Raw genomic sequence first — 19331 nt, 5'->3', positions numbered from 1 at the left:
ATAAGAACAAGCAGGGCTCCACACGAAGGAAGCAGCGCCCTCCATGAGGGCCCTAGCCGGCTACGCGATCAGGGTGCGCGGTACGTCCCCGCCCGCGCCCTGACCGTCCCGGACGAGCTGCGCCGCCGCCGCGAGCCGCGCCGCCGCCTCGTCGGCCACGGCGCCGCCCACGGTGAACGGCAGCCGTACGTACCCCTCGAAGGCCCCGTCGACGCCGAAGCGTGGCCCCGAGGGGACCCGCACCCCGACCCGCTCGCCGAGCTCGGCGAGGCGCGAGCCAGACAGGCCACCGGCCTTCACCCACAGGGTGAGGCCCCCGTTCGGCACCTCGAACTCCCAGTCGGGCAGCTCCCGCCGCACGGCGGCCACGAGCGCGTCACGGTTCCCGCGCGCCTGTGCGCGCCGCAGCGCGACGGCCTCCTCCCAACCCCCGGTGTTCAGCAGCCAGTTCACCGCCAGCTGCTCCAGGACCGGGGTGCCGAGGTCCGCGTACGCGCGGGCGGCGACCAGGCTGCGGATGACGTCGGGCGCGGCCCGCACCCAGCCGATCCGCATGCCCGCCCAGAACGCCTTGCTGGCCGAGCCGACCGTGATCACCGTGGAGCCCGCGGGGTCGAACGCACAGACCCGGCGCGGCACGGCCGCACTCACGCTGTCCTCCCCGTCGAAGTGCAGCTCCGTCATGGTCTCGTCGACCACCAGGACGGTGCCCGCCGCGCGCGCGGAGTCCACCAGTGAGCGGCGCTGCTCCTCGTCGGCTAGCGCGCCCGTCGGATTGTGGAAATCGGCGACTACGTAAGCGAGCCGGGGCGCCGCCTCGCGCAGTACCTGGCGCCAGCGCTCTAGGTCCCAGCCCTGGAGCCCGTCAGCCATGGCGACGGGCACGAGCCTGAGGCCCGCCTCGCGCATCAGTTGAAGGATGTTCGCGTACGAAGGTGATTCCACGGCCACGCGTTCGCCACGGCCCGCGAAGAGGTGACAGATCGCGTCGATGGCGCCCATCGCACCGGTCGTGACCATGATCTGTTCGGGCATGGTCGGGATGCCGTGCGCGGTGTACCGCTCGGCGATCATGGTGCGCAGCGCGGGCAGCCCCGCCGGGTAGTCGCCGTGGGTGTGGGCGTACGGCGGCAGTTCTTCCAGAGCGCCCTGTACGGCGCGGGTCAGCCACGGTTCGGGGGCGGGCAGGGCCGCCGTGCCGAGGTCGATCATGGAGCCGAGGGCCTCGGGCGGCAGGGGTTCCAGGCCGCGCGCGGGAAGCGGGTTCCCGGCGGGCACAGCGGTCCAGCTGCCCGCTCCCCTGCGGGACTCCAGGAAGCCCTCGCCGCGCAGCGCCTCGTAGGCGGCCGCGACCGTGGTGCGGCTCACCGAGAGTGCCTGGGCCAGTTCGCGCTCGGCAGGAAGCCGCGTGGCTACCGGGACGCGGCCCTCGAGGACGAGCAGGCGGATGCCGTCGGCGAGGGCGCGGTAGGCGGGCGGGCGGCGGGTGCCGGGGCCCGCGGGGCGCGGCTGCTGCGAGGTGAGCAGCCAGGCGAGCTGGGTCGAGCCGATCGCCGAAGTCCACTGAGCCATGCGAGCCAGTCCACCTTCCCCGAATTGGCCATGGTTGGCATCCAATTCCACGCCACAGAGTGTCATGCGTCAGGCCACTACCACCACTGAGGGGCTCACCTTGTCCGCGTCACCGTCCACTCCGCCGCGAGGCGGCCCGCTCGTCCGCCGCCTCGTGCAGCTCTACGTAGGTCTCGCGCTGTACGGCGCGAGTTCGGCGCTCCTCGTGGAGGCGGGACTCGGCCTGGAGCCCTGGGGCGTGCTGCATCAGGGGCTCGCCGAGCTGACGGGCATCTCCATCGGCGTCGTGTCGATCATCGCGGGCGCGATCGTGCTGCTCCTGTGGATCCCGCTGCGGCAGCGGCCCGGCCTCGGCACCGTCTCGAACGTCTTCGTGGTGGGCCTCGCGATCGACGGCACGCTCGCGGTCGTCCCGGATCCGCACTCCTACGGAGTGCGCATCCCCTTGATGCTGGCAGGCATCGTGCTCAACGGTGCCGCGACCGGCCTCTACATTGCGGCGAAGTTCGGCCCCGGCCCGCGCGACGGCCTGATGACCGGACTCCACCAGCGCACCGGCCGCTCGATCCGCCTGATGCGCACGGTCATCGAGATCGCCGTCGTGGCGAGCGGCTTCCTGCTCGGCGGCACGATCGGCGTGGGCACCGTTCTGTACGCCCTGACGATCGGCCCGCTGGCCCAGTTCTTCCTGCGCGTCTTCGCCGTCCCCACGTCGCCCGCAGGCCCCACCGCGGTCGCCGGCGGCACACCCCGGCGGGCCATACTGCGACGGTGACCTCGCGCGTACGCCATCCCTACCTCGACCACCCGGGTCCGCTCGCGCTCGCCCACCGGGGCGGGGCGGCGGACGGCCTGGAGAACACCGCCGCCGCGTTCCGCCGCGCCGTGGACCTCGGCTACCGCTACCTCGAGACCGATGTGCACGCGACGTCCGACGGGCGCCTCGTCGCCTTCCACGACACCACGCTCGACCGGGTCACGGACGGCGGCGGCCGGATCGCCGACCTCCCATGGTCCACGGTGCGCCACGCGCGCGTGGCGGGCAGCGAACCGGTGCCGCTCTTCGAGGAGTTGCTGGAGTCGTTCCCGGACGCGCGCTGGAACGTGGACGTCAAGGCGGAACCCGCGCTCGTCCCCCTCCTCGACCTGCTGCGCCGCACGCGCGCGTGGGACCGCGTCTGTGTCGGCTCCTTCTCCGAGGCGCGCGTCGCCCGCGCGCAGGCGCTCGCGGGCCCCCGCCTCGCCACGTCGTACGGCACCAAGGGCGTGCTGGGCCTGCGCCTTCGCTCGTGCGGGATTCCGGCCGCGCTGCGCCGCTCCGCGGTCTGCGCCCAGGTGCCGGTGGCGCACGGGCGGATCCGGGTCGTCGACCACCGCTTCGTGCGGGCAGCCCACGCGCGCGGGCTGCAGGTCCACGTGTGGACGGTGAACGACGAGAAGGAGATGCGGCGACTTCTCGACCTCGGGGTCGATGGCATAGTTTCCGATCACATCGAGACGCTGCGGGACGTCCTCAAGGACCGGGGGACGTGGGTCTGACCGCCACCCCGCGGCGCCGGACGGCGGGGACGGCAAGGGGACACGGGTGGGGACCGAGATCGCGCGGGAGACGGCGCAGAGGGCTTCCGCGGCCGCCGAGCGCAAGCGCGAGCAACGCGGCTGGTACTTCTACGACTGGGCGTGCTCGGTCTATTCGACCAGCGTCCTGACGGTGTTCCTGGGGCCGTATCTGACCTCGGTCGCGAAGGCGGCGGCGGACGCGGACGGCTTTGTGCACCCCCTGGGCATCCCGGTCCGCGCGGGCTCGTTCTTCGCGTACTCGGTCTCCCTGTCGGTGATCCTGTCGATCTTCGTGATGCCCCTCGCGGGCGCGGCCGCGGACCGTACGGGCCGCAAGAAGCCGTTGCTCGCGCTCTGCGCCTACATAGGCGCGGCGGCGACGGCCGGGATGTTCTTCCTGGACGGCGACCGCTATCTACTGGGCGGCCTTCTCCTCGTGATCGCGAACTCCTCGCTCGCCGTCTCGATGGTGCTCTACAACTCGTACCTGCCGCAGATCGCGCCCCCGGAGGAGCGCGACGCGGTCTCCTCGCGCGGCTGGGCCTTCGGTTACGCCTCCGGCGCCCTCGTCCTCCTGGCGAACCTGGTGCTGTACACGGCCCACGACACCTTCGGTGTCTCCGAGTCGACGGCGGTACGCATCTGTCTGGCGTCGGCGGGCGTCTGGTGGGGCGCGTTCACCGTGGTGCCGCTACGCCGCCTGCGCGACCAGCGCACACAGCCCGCGCCCGGTGGTACGGCCTCCGGGCCGCAGCAACTCCTTGCCACGGTGAAGGACATGCGCCGCCACCCGCTGACGCTCTCCTTCCTCCTCGCCTACTTGGTCTACAACGACGGCGTGCAGACGGTGATCTCACAGGCCTCCGTGTACGGCTCCGAGGAACTCGGACTCGACCAGTCGACGCTCATCGTGGCGGTGCTGCTCGTGCAGCTCCTGGCGGTGGCCGGGGCGCTCGCGATGGGCCGCCTCGCCCGTACGTACGGCGCCAAGCGCACGATCCTCGGCTCTCTTGTGGCGTGGACGGTGACGATCGGGGCCGGCTACTTCCTGCCTGCCGGGGCGCCGACGTGGTTCTTCGTGCTCGCCGCCGGCATCGGGCTCGTCCTGGGCGGCACCCAGGCGCTGTCCCGTTCGCTTTTCTCGCACCTCGTACCGGCCGGCAAGGAGGCCGAGTACTTCTCCGCATACGAGATGAGCGACCGCGGGATGAGCTGGCTGGGGCCCCTGGTGTTCGGGCTCGCGTACCAGCTGACCGGGAGTTATCGCGACGCGATCGTGTCCCTTGTCGCCTTCTTCGTGATCGGTTTTGTTCTGCTCGCGAGGGTTCCGGTCCATCGGGCGGTGCGCGACGCGGGCAATTCCGTGCCGGCCCGGATTTAGCACCTGAAGGCAAATCCCGGTAGTGTACGCGGTTGGCCTGCCAGGCGTACCGTTACTGCACGTCTAGATCGCGAAACGCTGGGTGACATCCTGCGTGAGATGTGACAAACCGGTCACCGGTGGGTACAACAAGGGGCGGCTACGACGGCGACGCATGACCCGGGAACCGGGAATCTTTACCGCCGACCGGACGTTGACCGGATGACGACGACAGCGACACCTGTCCTGTGGGCGACAAGCCCGGGAGGCACGATTCATGAGTGAGCGAGCTCTTCGCGGTACACGCCTCGTAGTGACCAGCTACGAGACGGACCGCGGCATCGACCTGGCCCCGCGCCAGGCCGTGGAGTACGCATGCGAGAAGGGACATCGCTTTGAGATGCCCTTCTCGGTGGAGGCCGAAATTCCGCCGGAGTGGGAGTGCAAGGTCTGCGGGGCCCAGGCACTCCTCGTTGACGGCGACGGCCCTGAGGAGAAGAAGGGGAAGCCGGCTCGTACGCATTGGGACATGCTGATGGAGCGGCGCACCCGTGAGGAGCTCGAAGAGGTCCTCGAGGAGCGTCTGGCAGTTCTGCGTTCGGGCGCGATGAACATCGCGGTGCACCCGCGGGACAACAGCGGACGCAAGTCGGCCTGACTCCCAGAGACACCGCACAACGGCCGGGGCCGGACACACACCGTGTGTCCGGCCCCGGCCGTTTGTCGTGGTCCGTCGTCGTGGATCCGTCGTCGCGAGTCCGTCAGGGAGTGAGCGGCGGCCGCGGGTCCGCGTCGTCCCCGCGCGACCCCGGACGCTCGTCGTCCTTGATCACCTCGCCCTGGATCACGGTGCTGCCGGACTGCCGCATCCGGGCCTTCTGGAACGCGTCACCGAACGACCCCGGGCCCGCCGCCGCGCCCATCTTCCGCTCGACCTTGCGCTCCGTGTACCGGCTCAGCGCCGTGCGCAGCGGCGGAACGAGCAGCAGCAGGCCGAGAACGTCCGAGATCAGCCCAGGGATCATCAGGAGGACCCCGGCGAGCATCAGCAGCCCGTTCCCCTGCGAGCGCTGCTCAGGGGGCTTGGAGGCCTCGGGAGAGCCGCTCTGCTGGCGCTGCAGCGTCTCGGTGAGGTTCTGGAACGCACGGCGCCCCGCGGACTTCATCACCACGGATCCGAGCACGATGCCGGCCACCAGCAGGATGCCGAGCGTGAAGCCGCCGATCGCGCCCGCCACCACCGTCAGCAGCCAGATCTCCAGGACCATCCAGGCCGCGACGGCGAGCGGCAGATACCTGCGGAGCCGGGAGCGCCGGGCCCCGGTGGACGGATTACGAGGCGGAGTGCCAGTGGTCATGCATCCAGTTTGCCTGGGCCCGGGTGCGATTGGCGTAAGCGGGGAATCAAGATCGCTCTCAGCGGACGTCCGGTTTGCGGCCCAGGACCTTGTCCACCCGCGCCCCCACACCCCACGTGGTGACCCGCCACAGGGCCTCCACGACGATGTCCTTGCTCATCTTGGAGTCGCCGCGCTCGCGCTCCACGAAGGTGATGGGGACCTCGACCACGTGATAGCCCTCCCGCACCGCGCGCCGGGCCAGGTCGACCTGGAAGCAGTAGCCCTGCGAGGCGACCTCGTCGAGCCCGAGGCCCTCCAGGGTCTCGCGGCGGAAGGCGCGGTAGCCGCCGGTGACGTCGCGGATCGGGACGTCCAGGAGGAGGCGCGAGTACGTGGAGCCGCCGCGGGAGATGAACTGGCGGGACTTGGGCCAGTTGACGATCCGTCCGCCGGGCACCCAGCGCGAGCCCAGGACCAGATCGGCGCCCTTCAGTGCGGTCAGCAGCCGGGGCAGCTCCTCCGGCTGGTGGGAGCCGTCGGCGTCCATCTCGACCAGGACGCCGTAGTCGTGCTCCATGCCCCAGGCGAAGCCCGCGAGGTAGGCGGCGCCCAGGCCCTCCTTGCCGGTGCGGTGCAGGACGTGCACCTGCTCGTCATTCGCGGCCAGCTCGTCGGCGAGCTTGCCCGTGCCGTCCGGGCTGTTGTCGTCGGCGATCAGGACGTGCGCCGCGGGCACGGACTCCCGGACGCGGCCCACGACGGGCTTGATGTTCTCCGCCTCGTTGTAGGTCGGGATGATCACCAAGGTCGTGCCCAGAGGGCCGAATTTCCGCCCGCCGCCGTCGCTCACAGCTTCCCCTTAAAACTTCCGTCCACAAGGGGACCACCATAGCGAGCACCCCAGTTCACGCCGATAAGGCGCCCTGGGTGAGCTGTGGAGGGCGGGAAACGAAACCAATCACTACTTGTCTACGAGTACTGCGGATCGGGGCCGGGCGTCCTTCGGGCCGACCTGGGGCCCGCTGGCTGCGGGTCGACCTAAAGCCGTTGTCTACTGAACGCCCGGGCCCCACCCGGGTCGCACCTGGCCGACCGGCCGGAACGTTCCAGCGCCCCGTGGCGCGGGCGCTGGGCCTGGCTCCCAGTGGTGGTACGCCGGTGCGGCGCACCACCCCCTGACCCAGCTGCGTTCTACGAATGCCTGGACTTCCCCGGTCGTACCTGGAGGTGGTGGACCCGGCCGAACCTACCCGTCGACCGCCGCGCCTTGTCAACAGGCGTTCGACCTGCGGCTCTCTTCGAACTCCGCTGGTCAGCGCAGAGGATTCGCAGGTCGCACGGGACCGTGTCGCGGCAAGATCGAAGCCGTGGCGCCCCGGTTATCACTCGTCCGGCCCTACGAAGACCGTCTGACCGAAGACCACCGTCCGCAGGCAGACCGGGAGTTGGACTCCCGGGGAGAGGTCCGGCAGGCCGGGCGTTCCGGAGCGCGGATCGGTCGACCAGCGGGCCACCCGGTCGTCCGGTGCCTGCACGACGAGTTCGTCCGTGCGCCAGACGGCGTAGTCGGCGGGAGCACCCGGGACGAGGATGCCCGCGTCGTCGCGGCCGACGGCGCGCCAGCCCCCGCGCGTGTGGGCGGTGAACGCGGCGCGTACGGAGACGCGGTGTTCGGGCGTCCTGTGGAAGGCGGCGGCGCGGATCGTGCCCCACGGGTCGAGCGGGGTGACCGGGCTGTCGGAGCCGAAGGCGAGCGGGACGCCGGCCTTCAGGAGGGCCGAGTACGGGTTGAGGGTGCGCGCCCGCTCGACACCGAGCCGGTCGGCGTACATGCCGTCCTCGCCGCCCCACAGGGCGTCGAAGGCGGGCTGTACGGAGGCGGTGAGGCCGAACTCCGCGAAGGCGGCGACAGTTTCAGGGGTGAGCATCTCGGCGTGCTCGACGCGGTGCCTGGCCGCGCGCACGCGCGCGAGGCCGACCTTTTCGGCGGCGGCGCGCATGCCGTCGACCACGGCGGTGACGGCGGCGTCCCCGATGGCGTGGAAACCGGCCTGGAGGCCGGACTCCGTACAGGCGACTACATGGGCGGCGATCTCTTCGGCCGACATGTAGGCGGTGCCGTTGTGCGACGCGTCTACGTAGGGCTCGTGCAGGCACGCCGTGTGGGAGCCCAGGGCACCGTCGACGAACAGGTCGCCCGCGGCGCCCAGCGCGCCGAGCGCGCGGGCGCGCTGGATGTCGCGGTCCGCCCAGTAGCCGGCGACGCGCGGACCCGGCTCGGAGCGGGCGAGGTCGAGCAGACCGGTGAAATCGTCCTCGGAGGAGATGTCGGGGCCCGCGCACTCGTGGACCGAACCGATGCCGAGCGACGCGGCGTGCTTCAGCGCGGCGCGCTGGGCTTCCGTACGTTGCTGGGGGCCCACGGCGGCGAACGCGGCGGCGCGCACGGCGTGGTGGGCGTCGCGGGTCAGGGGGCCCTCGGGGGCGAATCCGGGGCGGTCCGTGATGCCGGGGACGAGGTCGAGGAGGGCGGTGCTGACGGCGGCCGAGTGCACGTCGATACGGGAGAGGTAGAGCGGCCGGCCGGCCGTGGCCTCGTCGAGTTCGGCGCGGGTGAGGGGGGTGCGGTCGGGCCAGCGGGCGGCGTCCCAGCCGTGACCGAGGAGGACGCGGTCGGTGGGGTTGGCCGCGGCGTGTTCCCGTACGAGGGTCAGGGCTTCGGTGCGGGTGCGGGCGGCCGTGAGGTCGAGGCCGGTCAGGGCGAGGCCGGTCGACGTGGTGTGGACGTGGGCGTCGGTGAACGCGGGGGTCACCAGGGCGCCGTCGAGGTCGATCACCTCGTCCACGCCGTCCGTGAACGCGTCCGCCGCGCCCTCCGAGCCGACCCAGGCGATGTGGCCGGCCTCCACGACCATGGCGGTGGCGAAGGGGTCGGCCGGGCTGTGGATCTCGCCTCGACGCAGGAGAACGGTGCGGGGGGTGGGGGGCGTGCTCATGGTGACAGTTTCCCGTGTCCGTGGGGTGGGGTGTGCCGCGGGGTGGTCGACGTCGGCTTTCCTACCCGTGCGGGGGCGGCGCCTGCCGGGATCGTGGCGCGGGGGCGGGGTTCCCCTGCCCGTGCCGGGGTGGGCGCCTGACGGGATCGTGGCGCGGGACGGGGGTCCCCAACCCGTGCCGGGGTGGGCGCTCGCCGGGATCGTGGCCCGGGACGGGGGTCCAGGGGTTCGCCGGGGGTGGCGCCCTCCGTCATGCCGCGCGGCACGGGGTCCAGGGCGTTGCCGTGGCCGGGGCCGTCGTCGCGTTGCGCGGCACCGTGCGCCGCCTTGCCCACCCTGCCGCCCAAGGCGGCAGATTGCCCAAGGCGGGGGCGGCGTCGACCGCACACGGGTGGGGAGCCGTGGCCGGCGGCAGATGGCACGAGGCGGGTCGCCGTCGACCGCTACGGACGGGGAGCCGTGGTCGGCGGCGGATGGCCCAGGGCGAGGTGCGGTCCCCGTCGGGCCGACGCCCCCGGAGGGGGCGGGTGGGTGGGAGATGGGCGGGAGCCGGGCCATTGCCTGCGGGCCGGCGGGCCGGCGGGCCGGCGGGCCACTCAAGCTCCCGCGGCGGGTGGCCAACTCAAGCCCCGCTCTGGGACGAAACTCGCGGGGCCCGGGGCGAAGCCCCGTGTCCGTAACGCCGGTTCGGCACGATCAGCCCCGCCGGCGATTGAGGCGCGGGGGCCGGGGCGGAGCCCCGTGGCGTGAGGCCGGTCGACCGCAACAGGCGGGGAGGCGCTGGACCGGCGGGCCGCAGAGGTCCGGCACCGCACCACCGGAACGGTCGTGTCGCCCCAGACCAGACCCACCTCACCGGCCAGGCCCCCCGGTCCCGCCGAGCCGCCAGACCCGCCCCCTAAACCCGCGGAGGCCTCGCCTCGTACGGTGTGGAGAGGACCACCGTCGTGCGGGTGGAGACGCCGGCCAGGGAGCGGACTCGGGCCAGGAGGTTTTCCAGCTCGTGGGGGGTCTCGACCCGGACCTTGAGGATGTAGTTCTCGTCGCCGGCCACGCTGTGGCACGCCTCGATCTCGGGGACACCCGCGAGGCGCTCCGCGATGTCGTCGGGGGCGCTCGGGTCGAACGGCTTCACCGAGATGAACGCGGTGAGCGGCAGGCCGACCGACTCCGGGTCGACGACCGCGGCGTAGCCACGGATCACGCCACGCTGTTCGAGGCGACGCACCCGCTGGTGCACCGCGGACGTGGACAGGCCCGTGGCCTTGCCCAGGTCGGTGTAGCTCATCCGCCCGTCCGTGACGAGCAGCTGCACAATCTGTCGGTCGAGCTCCTCCATGCCGCTGAACCTACCCGTCCCTTGATCCTCACGGATACCTGAAGGAACGAGATGGGCGATACGTCTACCGCCGGGCGGGCAAGTCCATTCGACATGTGACGAACACCACAGGACTCGGGCCGTGTCCACCGGCATGGAGTGATTACCTCGACGAACAGCCGGGAAATGCTTGCTGTGGCCGAGGCCGCCACTCATGGACATCAGCGGCCGGCCCACCCGAGGGGGAGAATCCCATGCAGAGTGTGAAGCGTTCCGGACGTCCTGGCGCGCGCGGCCGCCAGCAGGCGATCGCAGAGCCCCAGCCGGAGGGCGTCGAACCCGACGCCTTCGACGCGGCCGGGGACGAGGGGGACGGGTACGACACGTTCGAGATGTACCGGGTGGCCTGCCCCGACTGCGGCAAGGCCATCGCCCTCCTCGCGGAGGAGGACGTACTGCCGGAGCACGCCCATGTGACGTCGCCGTGGGACCCGTTCGGGCTCACCGTCTGCGTCGGCAGCGGCAGGACCGTCACGGAGGCCCTGCCCACGGACGACCTGGTGGGTACCCAAGAGCAGGCCACCGCGCTCCTGTTGACGCTCCCTCAGGGGCTCGACTGGCGTACGCAGCCCTTCTCGCACGCCGGAGGCGCCGGCTCGCGCCCCATCCGGATGCCCGACCAGCCCTACCGCCGAGCCGCCGCCTGACCCGCTACGACCGGTCGGCCCAGTAACTGCCCCGCACCATGGCCCGCAAGCTGTCGTGGTGCAGGATCAGTGTGTCCGGGTCCACGGGCTCGGTGGCCTCACCGAAGTGGATCTGCCGGTAGGCGACGCGGAGCATCACGGTCGCGTGCCGCAGGGCCGCGTAGAGCGTGTAGAACTCCATGTCGCGCGGGGTGTGGCCGGTGAGCCGGGCGTAGCGCGCCTCGACGCGGTCGCGGCGCAGGAAGTCCGGCAGGCCGCGCTGCCCGAAGGCCTCGGTCAGGTCCTGGAAGAAGCGGTGCAGATACACCGTCCAGCCGAGGTCGACCTCGCGCGGGGCGAGCGAGGCCATCTCCCAGTCGAGGACGGCGGCGGGTGCGAACCCGTCCTGCTCGTAGATGACGTTGCCGATGCGGGCGTCGCCCCAATTGAGGACCGCGGGGCCGGGCTCCCGCGGCCACATCTCCTCCAGGCGCCCGAAGGCGCTCTCTATGAGGGGCGAGGGGCTGCGACCCTCCACCACCCATGCGTAGTAGGCGCGTTGGGCATCCACATGTCGGCGCAGCGGGCTTCCCTCGCCGGGCAGTTCCAGGAAGGACGCCTCGGCGGCCGGCACGCCGTCGTGCAACCGCGCCAGCACCTGGACGCTCGCGTCCTCCAGGCGTTCCCGCTCGTCGTCGGTCGCCTCGTGCAGCCAATTCCCCTCGTACGTATAGGGCATGACGTCGGGCGGCACGCGGCCCGCCACCCGTTCCATGACGAAGAACGGGGCGCCGAGCGGCCCCGCGTCCTCCTCCAGCCACAGCACGCGCGGCACCGGAAGCCCGGTGCGCTCGCCCGCGAGCCGCATCGTCCGGTACTGGCGCGGCATGTCGTACACCGGGAAGATCGTGTACGCGGACGGGTCCGCGGCCAGCCGCAACGCACAGGCACGTATGGGTGGTTCGGGGTGCTCGATGTCGAAGAGCAGGGTCTCGCTCGACATGCCGTTGGACTCGGGAACGGTGACGTTCACCGCCTTCGCTCCCGGCAGCCGGCGCCCCAGCCAGGCGGTGAGGCGCCGGGACACCTCCTCGGGTTCACGGGTGGATGTGCGGGGCCTGGGCTGTCGGGGTGTTGTCGCCATCGCCGAACTCCCTCTCCGTGAAGGGTGGTTACGAACTCTCAGTGGCTACGAACGCTCAGTGGTTACGTACGCTCCGGGGCCACCGAGTCGAAGCCCGTGAAGCCGCTCGGATCGTGGCGGCCGAAGGAGCCGTGCTCGAAGATGCCGTGCCCGACCTGCCCGTTGAGGGTGAAGCGCGCCGCGTGGTCGATGACCCCGAACGCGGCCCGGGGGTGGGCCGCCGGGTCCGCCAGGTCGTACGTCCGCCGCTCGCACCAGTCGTGGCCGCGCCAGGTCCCGTGCTGCCAGTCGTCGGCCGGCGGATAGCCCGCGCCGACGGCGAGCGGGGAGGAGGCGAGGATCTCGACGCCCACGTCGAGCGGCTTGCGGTCGACCGGGTCCATGAGGTGGATGACCGCGCGCTCGGGGTGGCGGGTGCCGGGGCGGTACGTGATGTCGGTCTGGGGCCAGCCGAGTTGGCGGTCGCGGTGGCCCTCGCGGACGACCGTTGCGTCGTTCAGCGTGCGGTAGCCGTCGGCGTCCTCCTGGGTGATCACCATGAGGAAGCGGTCGTCGAAGCGGATCGGCGCCCAGATCCAGTGGAAGCCCTCGGTGGGGTACTCCTGCGCGAGCCGGCCACCCTCCTCCCCCGGCACCGGCCGCACGCCCCAGCTCCGGTCCCGGGTCCCGGTCCAGTCGCTCAGCCGGATCTCCCGGCCCCCGATCCGCAGCCACCCCTCGCACCGCCCGGCCTGCACGAACCGCTTGCCCTCAAGGGTGAGCCGCGGCCCCTTGCGCTGCGTGTGGTGCGGCTCCCACAGGGCCGGGAAGTCGGCGCTCCAGTTGATCTCGTACGAGAGTCCGTCGGGGTCGTCCGGGTCGGCGGCGCAGGACAGGATGAAGTTCTTGAGCGGGCGCTCGACCATGATGTGCAGCGGTCCGACGCGCATGTTCATCCGCGTGTCCTCGCTCAGGGCGTCGGAGGCGCGGACCGCGTGGAGCGTGTCACCGACGCGCAAGGTGGCGTAGGCGTCGATCACACCCAGGTTCGGGTAGACCCCGAGGCCGAGGATGAGCAGGAACTGCCCTGTGGGGTCGAAGACATGGAAGATGCAGCGGTCGTAGGCGTTGCGGTCGCTGGTGGCGACGTGCTTCATCGACAGCGGGACCTGGTGGACGGGCCACTCGTCGAAGGCGACAGGGCGGTCGTCGGCCTCGTTTGCGGACACGGCAAACCTCCCTGGGAGCACGGTGGTTGACGACGCCCGGAGGGGTGCGGCCTGCCCGGCGGCGGAGTTGACGGTACGTCAGCTCGGCAATGCTGGCCAGATGTTCGACCGGCCCATGCCACGCGTATGGGTATGTCGTGAACTGACGCTCGAATTCGTCAACCAGTGACCTCGCCGATCCCCCTTTCGTTGAATCGGCATGACCTCGACGCAGACCTCGGCACCTGCGCCCACGGGACGACGCAGGCGCATCCTCGTACCGGTTACCGCAGAATCGGTTCACCAGGGCCGGCAGTCCCCCACGTCCCACCCGCTCCCCCAGGGTCAGCAGGTGCCACAGGAACAGCAGTCCCAGCAAACGTCACAGGTTCAGCGCACCCCCAGGGCCGCCCAGACCCCGCGGCCCTCGACGCCCCCGGCCGTAGGGCCCCCGGGGCCTCCCGCGCTCCAGCCCGCGGGGCCGCAGCCGCTCCCCCGGCCGCAGCAGGCCCGGCCGCCGCACCCGCAGCCGCCCCAGCCGCGCCTGCACAACCCGCCGATCTACCAGGCGATGGTCGCGGCCTGGACCGAGCGCGGCAGGACGCTGCCGGGGCGCGAGGACCCGGAGTGGGCGCGGCTGATCGCGCCCACCGTGCGCACCGGGCAGTTCAGCGCGATGCAGAGCACCCGGCAGTAGGTCCCGCGGCGTCGCGGGGCTGGGCGCTACCTACTGCCGGCCCCTCTCAGGACCGGCGAGGTGACGGGCGATGACCATGCGCTGGATCTGATTGGTGCCCTCGACGATCTGGAGCACCTTCGCCTCGCGCATCATGCGCTCCACGGGGAAGTCGGCCGTGTAGCCGTACCCCCCGAGGACCTGCACCGCGTCCGTGGTGACCTTCATCGCGGCGTCCGTGCACAGCAGCTTCGCCATGGCGGCCTGCTTGGAGAAGGGCCTGCCCGCGTCCCGCAGCCGGGCCGCCGACAGATACAGGGCGCGGCCCGCCTCTATCTGTGTGGCCATGTCCGCGAGCATGAAGCGCAATCCCTGGAAGTCCGCGATGGGCCGGCCGAACTGGGCGCGCCCCTTCGCGTACTCCACCGCCGCGTCGAGCGCGGCCTGCGCGACGCCGACCGCGCAGGCCGCGATCCCGAGGCGGCCCGAGTCGAGCGCCGAGAGGGCGATCTGGAAGCCCTGCCCCTCGTCCCCGAGGCGGCGCGCGTCGCTCACCCGCACCCCGTCCAGGTGGATCTGGGCGGTGGGCGAGCCCTTCATGCCCATCTTCTTCTCGGGCACCGCCGCGCTCAGCCCCGCCGCGTCACCGGGCACCAGGAACGCCGTGATGCCGTGCGCACCCTCACCGCCGGTGCGGGCCAGGACCGTGTAGAAGTCGGCCACTCCGCCGTGGGTGATCCAGGCCTTCGTCCCCGTGAGCACCCACGCGTCGTCCTCGCGGACCGCCTTGGTGCGCAGGGACGCCGCGTCGGAGCCCGAGGACGGCTCGGAGAGGCAGTAGGCCCCGAGCAGGCCGCCGCCCAGCATGTCGGGCAGGTGCTCGGTGCGCTGCTGTTTCGTGCCGAAGTTCGCGAGGGCGTGGCAGGACAGCGAGTGCACGCTGACGCCGAGGCCCACCGTGAGGCGGGCGGCCGCGAGTTCCTCCAGGACCTGGAGATAGACCTCGTAGGGCTGCTCGCCGCCGCCGAACTCGGCGTCGTACGGCAGTCCGAGCAGTCCCGACTCGGAGAGGAGCTTGAAGATCTCGCGCGGGAAGCGGCCCGCCTCCTCGTCCTCGGCCGCGCGCGGGGCGATCTCCCGCTGCGCGATGTCGCGGACGAGCCGCAGCAGATCCTGAGCTTCGTCCGTCGGCAGCTGACGCTCTACTCCTGGCTCCGGCATGGCGACGCTCTCCTCTCTGGGCGGGCGCTGCGGCGGCGACCGCCGGGTGGGCGGGCGTCGCCGGATGGTCACTGCCGGGCCGATGCTGCCCTTCCGGATCACGGAAAGCGCAGACCAAGCGGCCGCGGCGTGTTGAGTATTCCCGATCCGGAGCGCCCCGTCACCAGTTAACGACCGCTTACTCCAAGTTTTTCTGCGGCAGCGGAATTGGTTCGGACCATTGACCCCACTGGTCTAGTCCTTCTAAGGTGCGGCGCGCAGGTCCACAGCACGATCCCCCCAAGCTCCCCTCCCCCACGAGGAGACACGATGCTCAGACCGCACCTCCCCCGTAGAGGCCTCAAGGGCCTCCTCTCCGCCGCATGTTGCGCCGTTCTCGGCGCGGGGCTGCTCGCCGGAGCGGGCAGCGCCGCCGCACAGCAGCAGGCCGACACCGAGCCGAAAGCGGCCGGCTCGAAGGTCGTCGGATACTTCACCGAGTGGGGTGTCTACGACCGGAACTACCACGTCAAGAACATCGAGACCTCGGGCTCCGCCGACAAGCTCACGCACATCAACTACTCCTTCGGCAACGTCCAGGGCGGCAAGTGCGCGATGGGCGACTCCTACGCCGCGACCGACAAGGCGTACACGGCCGATCAGTCCGTGGACGGTGTCGCCGACACCTGGGACCAGCCGCTGCGCGGCAACTTCAACCAGCTCCTGAAGCTGAAGAAGAAGCATCCGGAGCTCAAGATCCTGTGGTCCTTCGGTGGTTGGACCTGGTCCGGCGGGTTCGGCGAGGCCGCCAAGGACCCGGCCGCGTTCGCCCAGTCCTGCTACGACCTGGTCGAGAACTCCAAGTGGGCCGATGTCTTCGACGGCATCGACATCGACTGGGAGTACCCGAACGCCTGCGGCCTCACCTGTGACACCAGCGGGCGCGACGCCTACAAGAACCTGATGTCGGCGCTGCGTTCGAAGTTCGGCGGCGACTACCTGATCACCTCGGCCATTCCGGCCGACGCCTCCGAGGGCGGCAAGCTGGACGCCGCCGACTACGCGGGCGCCGCCCAGTACGTCGACTGGTACAACCCGATGACGTACGACTTCTTCGGTGCCTGGGACGCGAAGGGGCCCACCGCCCCGCACTCGCCGCTGACCTCGTACGACGGGATCCCGAAGGCGGGTTGGGACACCTCGGCCACCATCGCGAAGCTCAAGGCGATGGGCGTGCCCGCCTCCAAGCTGCTGCTCGGGATCGGCTTCTACGGGCGCGGCTGGACCGGCGTCACGCAGGACGCTCCCGGTGGCACGGCGACCGGGCCCGCGGCCGGCAAGTACGAGCAGGGAATCGACGACTACAAGGAGCTCAAGAGCAAGTGCCCGACCACCGGCACGGTCGGCGGCACCGCGTACGCGCACTGCGGGAACGACTGGTGGAGCTACGACACCCCGGGGACCATCGCCGGGAAGATGGACTACAAGAACCAGCAGGGCCTCGGCGGCACCTTCTTCTGGGAGCTGTCCGGGGACACCTCGAACGGTGAACTGATCAAGGCGATCAACTAACCCCCCAGCCCCACGGAAATCGGCCGACCCTACGGCGATCAGTCGGCCCCACAAGCACCCCCCACACGCTCCCCTGGCCGCACGCGCGCGTACGTGCGCGTGGTCAGGGGAGCACTGGCGCGGGGTACGAGGGTTCGAACTCCTCGATCACGCGCAGGGTTTCGCCGAGCGTGCGCACCAACAGGGCGCGCACCGTGTCCCGTTCGAGTTCGTGGTGGCCGATCCAGTCGAGCGTGATGCCCTCGACGCTGCACAGCCAGCCGAGCAGCGCGGTCCGTGCGAGTCGCGGCACCTGCGAAGTCCCGTACGCGGCCCGGGCGATGGTGGCGATCAGCGCGTCGCGCACCCCGTCCCTGATGGCCTGCACCTGGGCGTCGAAGCCCACGCCACCCGTGACGATCGTGCGGTACGCCGCCTGGTTCCGCTCCGCGTAGCGCAGATAGCCCTCCACCGTGCGGTGCACCCGCTCCACGGGGGCCAGGTCGCCGACACTGCTCGCGCCATCGACGAGTTCACCGACGGACTCCTCGATGATCGCCAGGTAGTAGCCGCGCTTGGAGTCGAAGTAGTAGTAGATCAACCCCTTGGCCACGCCCGCGTGCTGCGCTATGTCGTCCATGGACAGCGCGTCGTAGGACGTGTCGGCGAACAACTTCCGTCCGATGGCGATGAGTTCGGCGCGGCGGGTGGCGGAGCGTTCGCTGCCGCGCACCCGCTGGTGGCTAGTGTTCAATTCCGGCCCTGGTCTCGGACTCCGTGCGAATGCCGCAGTATGGCACTTTCCGAGGCGCCCTCACGCCTGCGCGGCTAGGGCCGTGGTGGTGCGTGTCACGTCGGGGTGGGCGACGGACCGGTCACATCAGGCCGAGCTGTGTGACGAGCATCGCGAGGACCACGACGAAGGTCCAGCCCAGGACGTGTTCGAGGATCTTCGGCCCGTTGTCATCGGGCCCGCCGGTGCGGGTGCGGGTGCGGGTGCGGGTGCGCGTGGCGGCGGTGGAAGCGGTGGCGGAATGTGCGGTCATGGATGTCTCGCTCGGGTCGAGGTTCGCGGTGCTGGTCCTGACTCCCCCGGCTGCGCCCTGGACCCGACGGGCCCAGCCCCTTGTGGCGCCTTCTCCACCTTGCCATCGGATCGCTGTCGTGCCGCCGAGACCTTGGTCACGCACAACCGGGCCGCCGTGTCGTGCGTCCCACACTGCGACGCGTTCCGTCCGACCGGAAGGTTCCCGATGAGCAGGTACCGGACATCACGCCGCAGAACCCGTCTCGTCCTCGCCGCGGCGATCACCGTCACCGCGGCGCTGACCGGCCCGGTAGCCGTCTCCCGGGCGGCGACCGACACCGCGACGCCGGGCGCCGCGGGCCTCGGCGACCCGATGTTCCCGCTCGACGGGAACGGGGGCTACACCGTGCGCCACTACACGCTGGACTTCGACTGGCGGGCGCCGAAGACCCCGTTCGCCGCCTCCACCACCGTCAAGGCCACGGCGACGCAGGCGCTGTCCCGCTTCGACCTCGACTTCGCCGGGAACGAGCTGCACTCGGTGACCGTGAACGGCCGCTCCGCGCAGACCCGGCGCGAGGGCGACGAGCTGATCGTCACGCCCGCCTCACCGATCCCCAAGGGCGGTTCCTTCACCGTGAAGGTCGGGTACACCGCCGACCCGACGCAGGTGCGCCACCGCGACGACGCGATCGAGGACTACGGCTGGATCCCGACGCCCGACGGGACGGTTCTGTATCCGCAGCCCAACGGCGCCAAGATGATCTTCCCGTCCAATGACCACCCGAGCCGGCGCGCCCCCGTCACGCTCCGCGTGACGACCCCGGCCGACCGCACGGCCGTCGCGAACGGGCGCCTCGTCGACCGCACCGAGCGCAGCGACGGGCGGGTCCGCTGGACGTACGACTCCGAGCAGCCGATCGCGACGCAGCTGGTCCAACTGGCCATCGGCAAGTTCACGTTGATCGACAGCAAGGGTCCTGGCGGGCTGCCGCTGCGCGATGTCGTGCCGGACGCGCTCGTGGCGCCGACCAAGCAGTACCGCGATCTGACGCCCGATCATCTGGCGTGGCTCCAGCAGAAGTTGGGGCCGTATCCGTTCAACCGGTACGGCGTCCTCGTCGGCGACACGGACCTCGCGGTGGCCCTGGAGACGCAGACGCTGTCGCTCGTGCCGAAGGCGGATCTGCTCGGCACGAAGGTCGATGCCGAGCGCAATCTCGTCCATGAGCTGGCCCACCAGTGGCTCGGCGACAGCGTCGGCATCGCCACCTGGTCCGACCTGTGGCTGAGCGAGGGCCACGCCCGCTTCTACGAGCGCTGGTACTCCGAGGAGCACGGCGGCGACAGCTTCGAGGCCGCGATGAAGACGGCGTACGAGAACCACGACCAGTGGCGCCACGACGCCGGCGCCCCCGCCGAGCCCACGGAGCCGAACCTCTTCAAGCGGATGCGCTACGACGGTTCGGCGCTCGTCCTGTACGCGCTGCGCGAGCAGGTCGGCGCGGCGACGTTCGCGAAGATCGAGCGGGCGTGGATCAGTCAGTACCGGGGGAAGACCGCGTCGACGGCCGACTACATCGCACTCGCCTCGAAGGTCGCGGGCCACGACCTGAAGGGCTTCCTGCGACCGTGGCTGTACGGCTCCAAGACCCCGCCGATGCCGGGCCACCCCGACTGGATGGTGAACCCGGTCGTCACCGGCTGACCCGCC

The 19331-nt window shown here is 71.2% G+C and carries 18 protein-coding genes; 8 read left to right on the top strand and 10 right to left on the bottom strand.

Annotated features, from left to right (window positions below; all coding sequences use genetic code 11):
- Positions 1-60: 60 nt before the first annotated feature.
- Positions 61-1572: an SCO1417 family PLP biosynthesis transcription factor gene (locus OG746_RS34645; protein ID WP_266721971.1), complete on the bottom strand. Its 1512-nt coding sequence runs from the start codon at positions 1570-1572 to the stop codon at positions 61-63.
- A gap of 64 nt (positions 1573-1636) precedes the next feature.
- On the opposite strand from OG746_RS34645, the gene yczE reads away from it, so the two are divergent.
- The 4 genes from yczE (at position 1637) to OG746_RS34625 (ending at position 5150) form a co-directional block, all read left to right on the top strand.
- The gene (gene yczE / locus OG746_RS34640) at positions 1637-2347 is read left to right on the top strand and encodes a membrane protein YczE (protein WP_266721969.1); all 711 of its coding nucleotides are present in this window, start codon (positions 1637-1639) and stop codon (positions 2345-2347) included.
- Entirely contained in the window at positions 2344-3111 is a 768-nt protein-coding gene (locus OG746_RS34635) for a glycerophosphodiester phosphodiesterase family protein (protein WP_266721967.1), read from the top strand. Before yczE ends, OG746_RS34635 begins: the two co-directional genes overlap by 4 nt.
- A 46-nt stretch (positions 3112-3157) precedes the next feature.
- Positions 3158-4513 (top strand): MFS transporter, encoded by a 1356-nt coding sequence (locus OG746_RS34630; RefSeq protein ID WP_266721965.1) that lies wholly within the window; start codon positions 3158-3160, stop codon positions 4511-4513.
- Between the two features lie 256 nt (positions 4514-4769).
- Positions 4770-5150, top strand: coding sequence for an RNA polymerase-binding protein RbpA (locus OG746_RS34625; protein WP_266721963.1), 381 nt, complete (start codon positions 4770-4772; stop codon positions 5148-5150).
- Between the two features lie 103 nt (positions 5151-5253).
- On the opposite strand, the gene fxsA is transcribed toward OG746_RS34625, so the two are convergent.
- The 4 genes from fxsA to OG746_RS34605 form a co-directional block, all read right to left on the bottom strand.
- The gene (fxsA, locus tag OG746_RS34620; protein WP_266721961.1) at positions 5254-5850 is read right to left on the bottom strand and encodes an FxsA family membrane protein; all 597 of its coding nucleotides are present in this window, start codon (positions 5848-5850) and stop codon (positions 5254-5256) included.
- A 58-nt stretch (positions 5851-5908) separates the two neighbouring features.
- A complete protein-coding gene (locus OG746_RS34615; protein ID WP_266721959.1) occupies positions 5909-6682 on the bottom strand; it encodes a polyprenol monophosphomannose synthase in 774 nt (257 codons plus the stop codon).
- 532 nt (positions 6683-7214) lie between these two features.
- Positions 7215-8828: an amidohydrolase gene (locus OG746_RS34610; RefSeq protein ID WP_266721957.1), complete on the bottom strand. Its 1614-nt coding sequence runs from the start codon at positions 8826-8828 to the stop codon at positions 7215-7217.
- 898 nt (positions 8829-9726) lie between these two features.
- Complete coding sequence (locus tag OG746_RS34605) at positions 9727-10167, bottom strand: Lrp/AsnC family transcriptional regulator (RefSeq protein ID WP_266721955.1); 441 nt, start codon at positions 10165-10167, stop codon at positions 9727-9729.
- Between the two features lie 233 nt (positions 10168-10400).
- Between OG746_RS34605 and OG746_RS34600 the strand changes: the two genes are divergently transcribed.
- Positions 10401-10853, top strand: coding sequence for a hypothetical protein (locus OG746_RS34600; protein WP_266721953.1), 453 nt, complete (start codon positions 10401-10403; stop codon positions 10851-10853).
- 4 nt (positions 10854-10857) lie between these two features.
- Here OG746_RS34600 and OG746_RS34595 read toward each other — a convergent pair whose 3' ends face one another.
- The gene (locus OG746_RS34595; RefSeq protein WP_266721951.1) at positions 10858-11976 is read right to left on the bottom strand and encodes a phosphotransferase family protein; all 1119 of its coding nucleotides are present in this window, start codon (positions 11974-11976) and stop codon (positions 10858-10860) included.
- Positions 11977-12038: 62 nt separating this feature from the next.
- On the bottom strand, positions 12039-13184 hold the full coding sequence (locus tag OG746_RS34590) for an Rv3169 family protein (protein ID WP_524540513.1): 1146 nt from the start codon (positions 13182-13184) through the stop codon (positions 12039-12041).
- Between the two features lie 331 nt (positions 13185-13515).
- Here OG746_RS34590 and OG746_RS34585 point away from each other — a divergent pair, with 331 nt between their 5' ends.
- Positions 13516-13860: a hypothetical protein gene (locus OG746_RS34585; protein WP_266721949.1), complete on the top strand. Its 345-nt coding sequence runs from the start codon at positions 13516-13518 to the stop codon at positions 13858-13860.
- Positions 13861-13890: 30 nt separating this feature from the next.
- On the opposite strand, the gene OG746_RS34580 is transcribed toward OG746_RS34585, so the two are convergent.
- The gene (locus OG746_RS34580) at positions 13891-15060 is read right to left on the bottom strand and encodes an acyl-CoA dehydrogenase family protein (protein WP_266721947.1); all 1170 of its coding nucleotides are present in this window, start codon (positions 15058-15060) and stop codon (positions 13891-13893) included.
- A gap of 309 nt (positions 15061-15369) precedes the next feature.
- On the opposite strand from OG746_RS34580, the gene OG746_RS34575 reads away from it, so the two are divergent.
- Entirely contained in the window at positions 15370-16611 is a 1242-nt protein-coding gene (locus OG746_RS34575; RefSeq protein ID WP_266721945.1) for a glycoside hydrolase family 18 protein, read from the top strand.
- Positions 16612-16714: 103 nt separating this feature from the next.
- Here the strand turns inward: OG746_RS34575 and OG746_RS34570 are convergent, their stop codons facing one another.
- Together OG746_RS34570 and OG746_RS34565 are read right to left on the bottom strand one after the other, a co-directional pair.
- Positions 16715-17344 carry a TetR/AcrR family transcriptional regulator gene (locus OG746_RS34570; RefSeq protein WP_266721943.1) on the bottom strand — a complete coding sequence of 210 codons (630 nt, stop codon included), beginning with the start codon at positions 17342-17344 and terminating at the stop codon, positions 16715-16717.
- Between the two features lie 121 nt (positions 17345-17465).
- Positions 17466-17636 (bottom strand): SCO1431 family membrane protein, encoded by a 171-nt coding sequence (locus OG746_RS34565; RefSeq protein ID WP_266721941.1) that lies wholly within the window; start codon positions 17634-17636, stop codon positions 17466-17468.
- Between the two features lie 207 nt (positions 17637-17843).
- Between OG746_RS34565 and OG746_RS34560 the strand changes: the two genes are divergently transcribed.
- A complete protein-coding gene (locus OG746_RS34560; RefSeq protein ID WP_266721939.1) occupies positions 17844-19325 on the top strand; it encodes a M1 family metallopeptidase in 1482 nt (493 codons plus the stop codon).
- Positions 19326-19331 lie beyond the last annotated feature (6 nt).

The organism is Streptomyces sp. NBC_01016 (assembly GCF_026341035.1).
GTDB lineage: Bacteria > Actinomycetota > Actinomycetes > Streptomycetales > Streptomycetaceae > Streptomyces.
The sequence above is the reverse complement of the archived record's forward strand: the minus strand, read 5'-3'. Positions and strand labels throughout refer to the sequence as shown.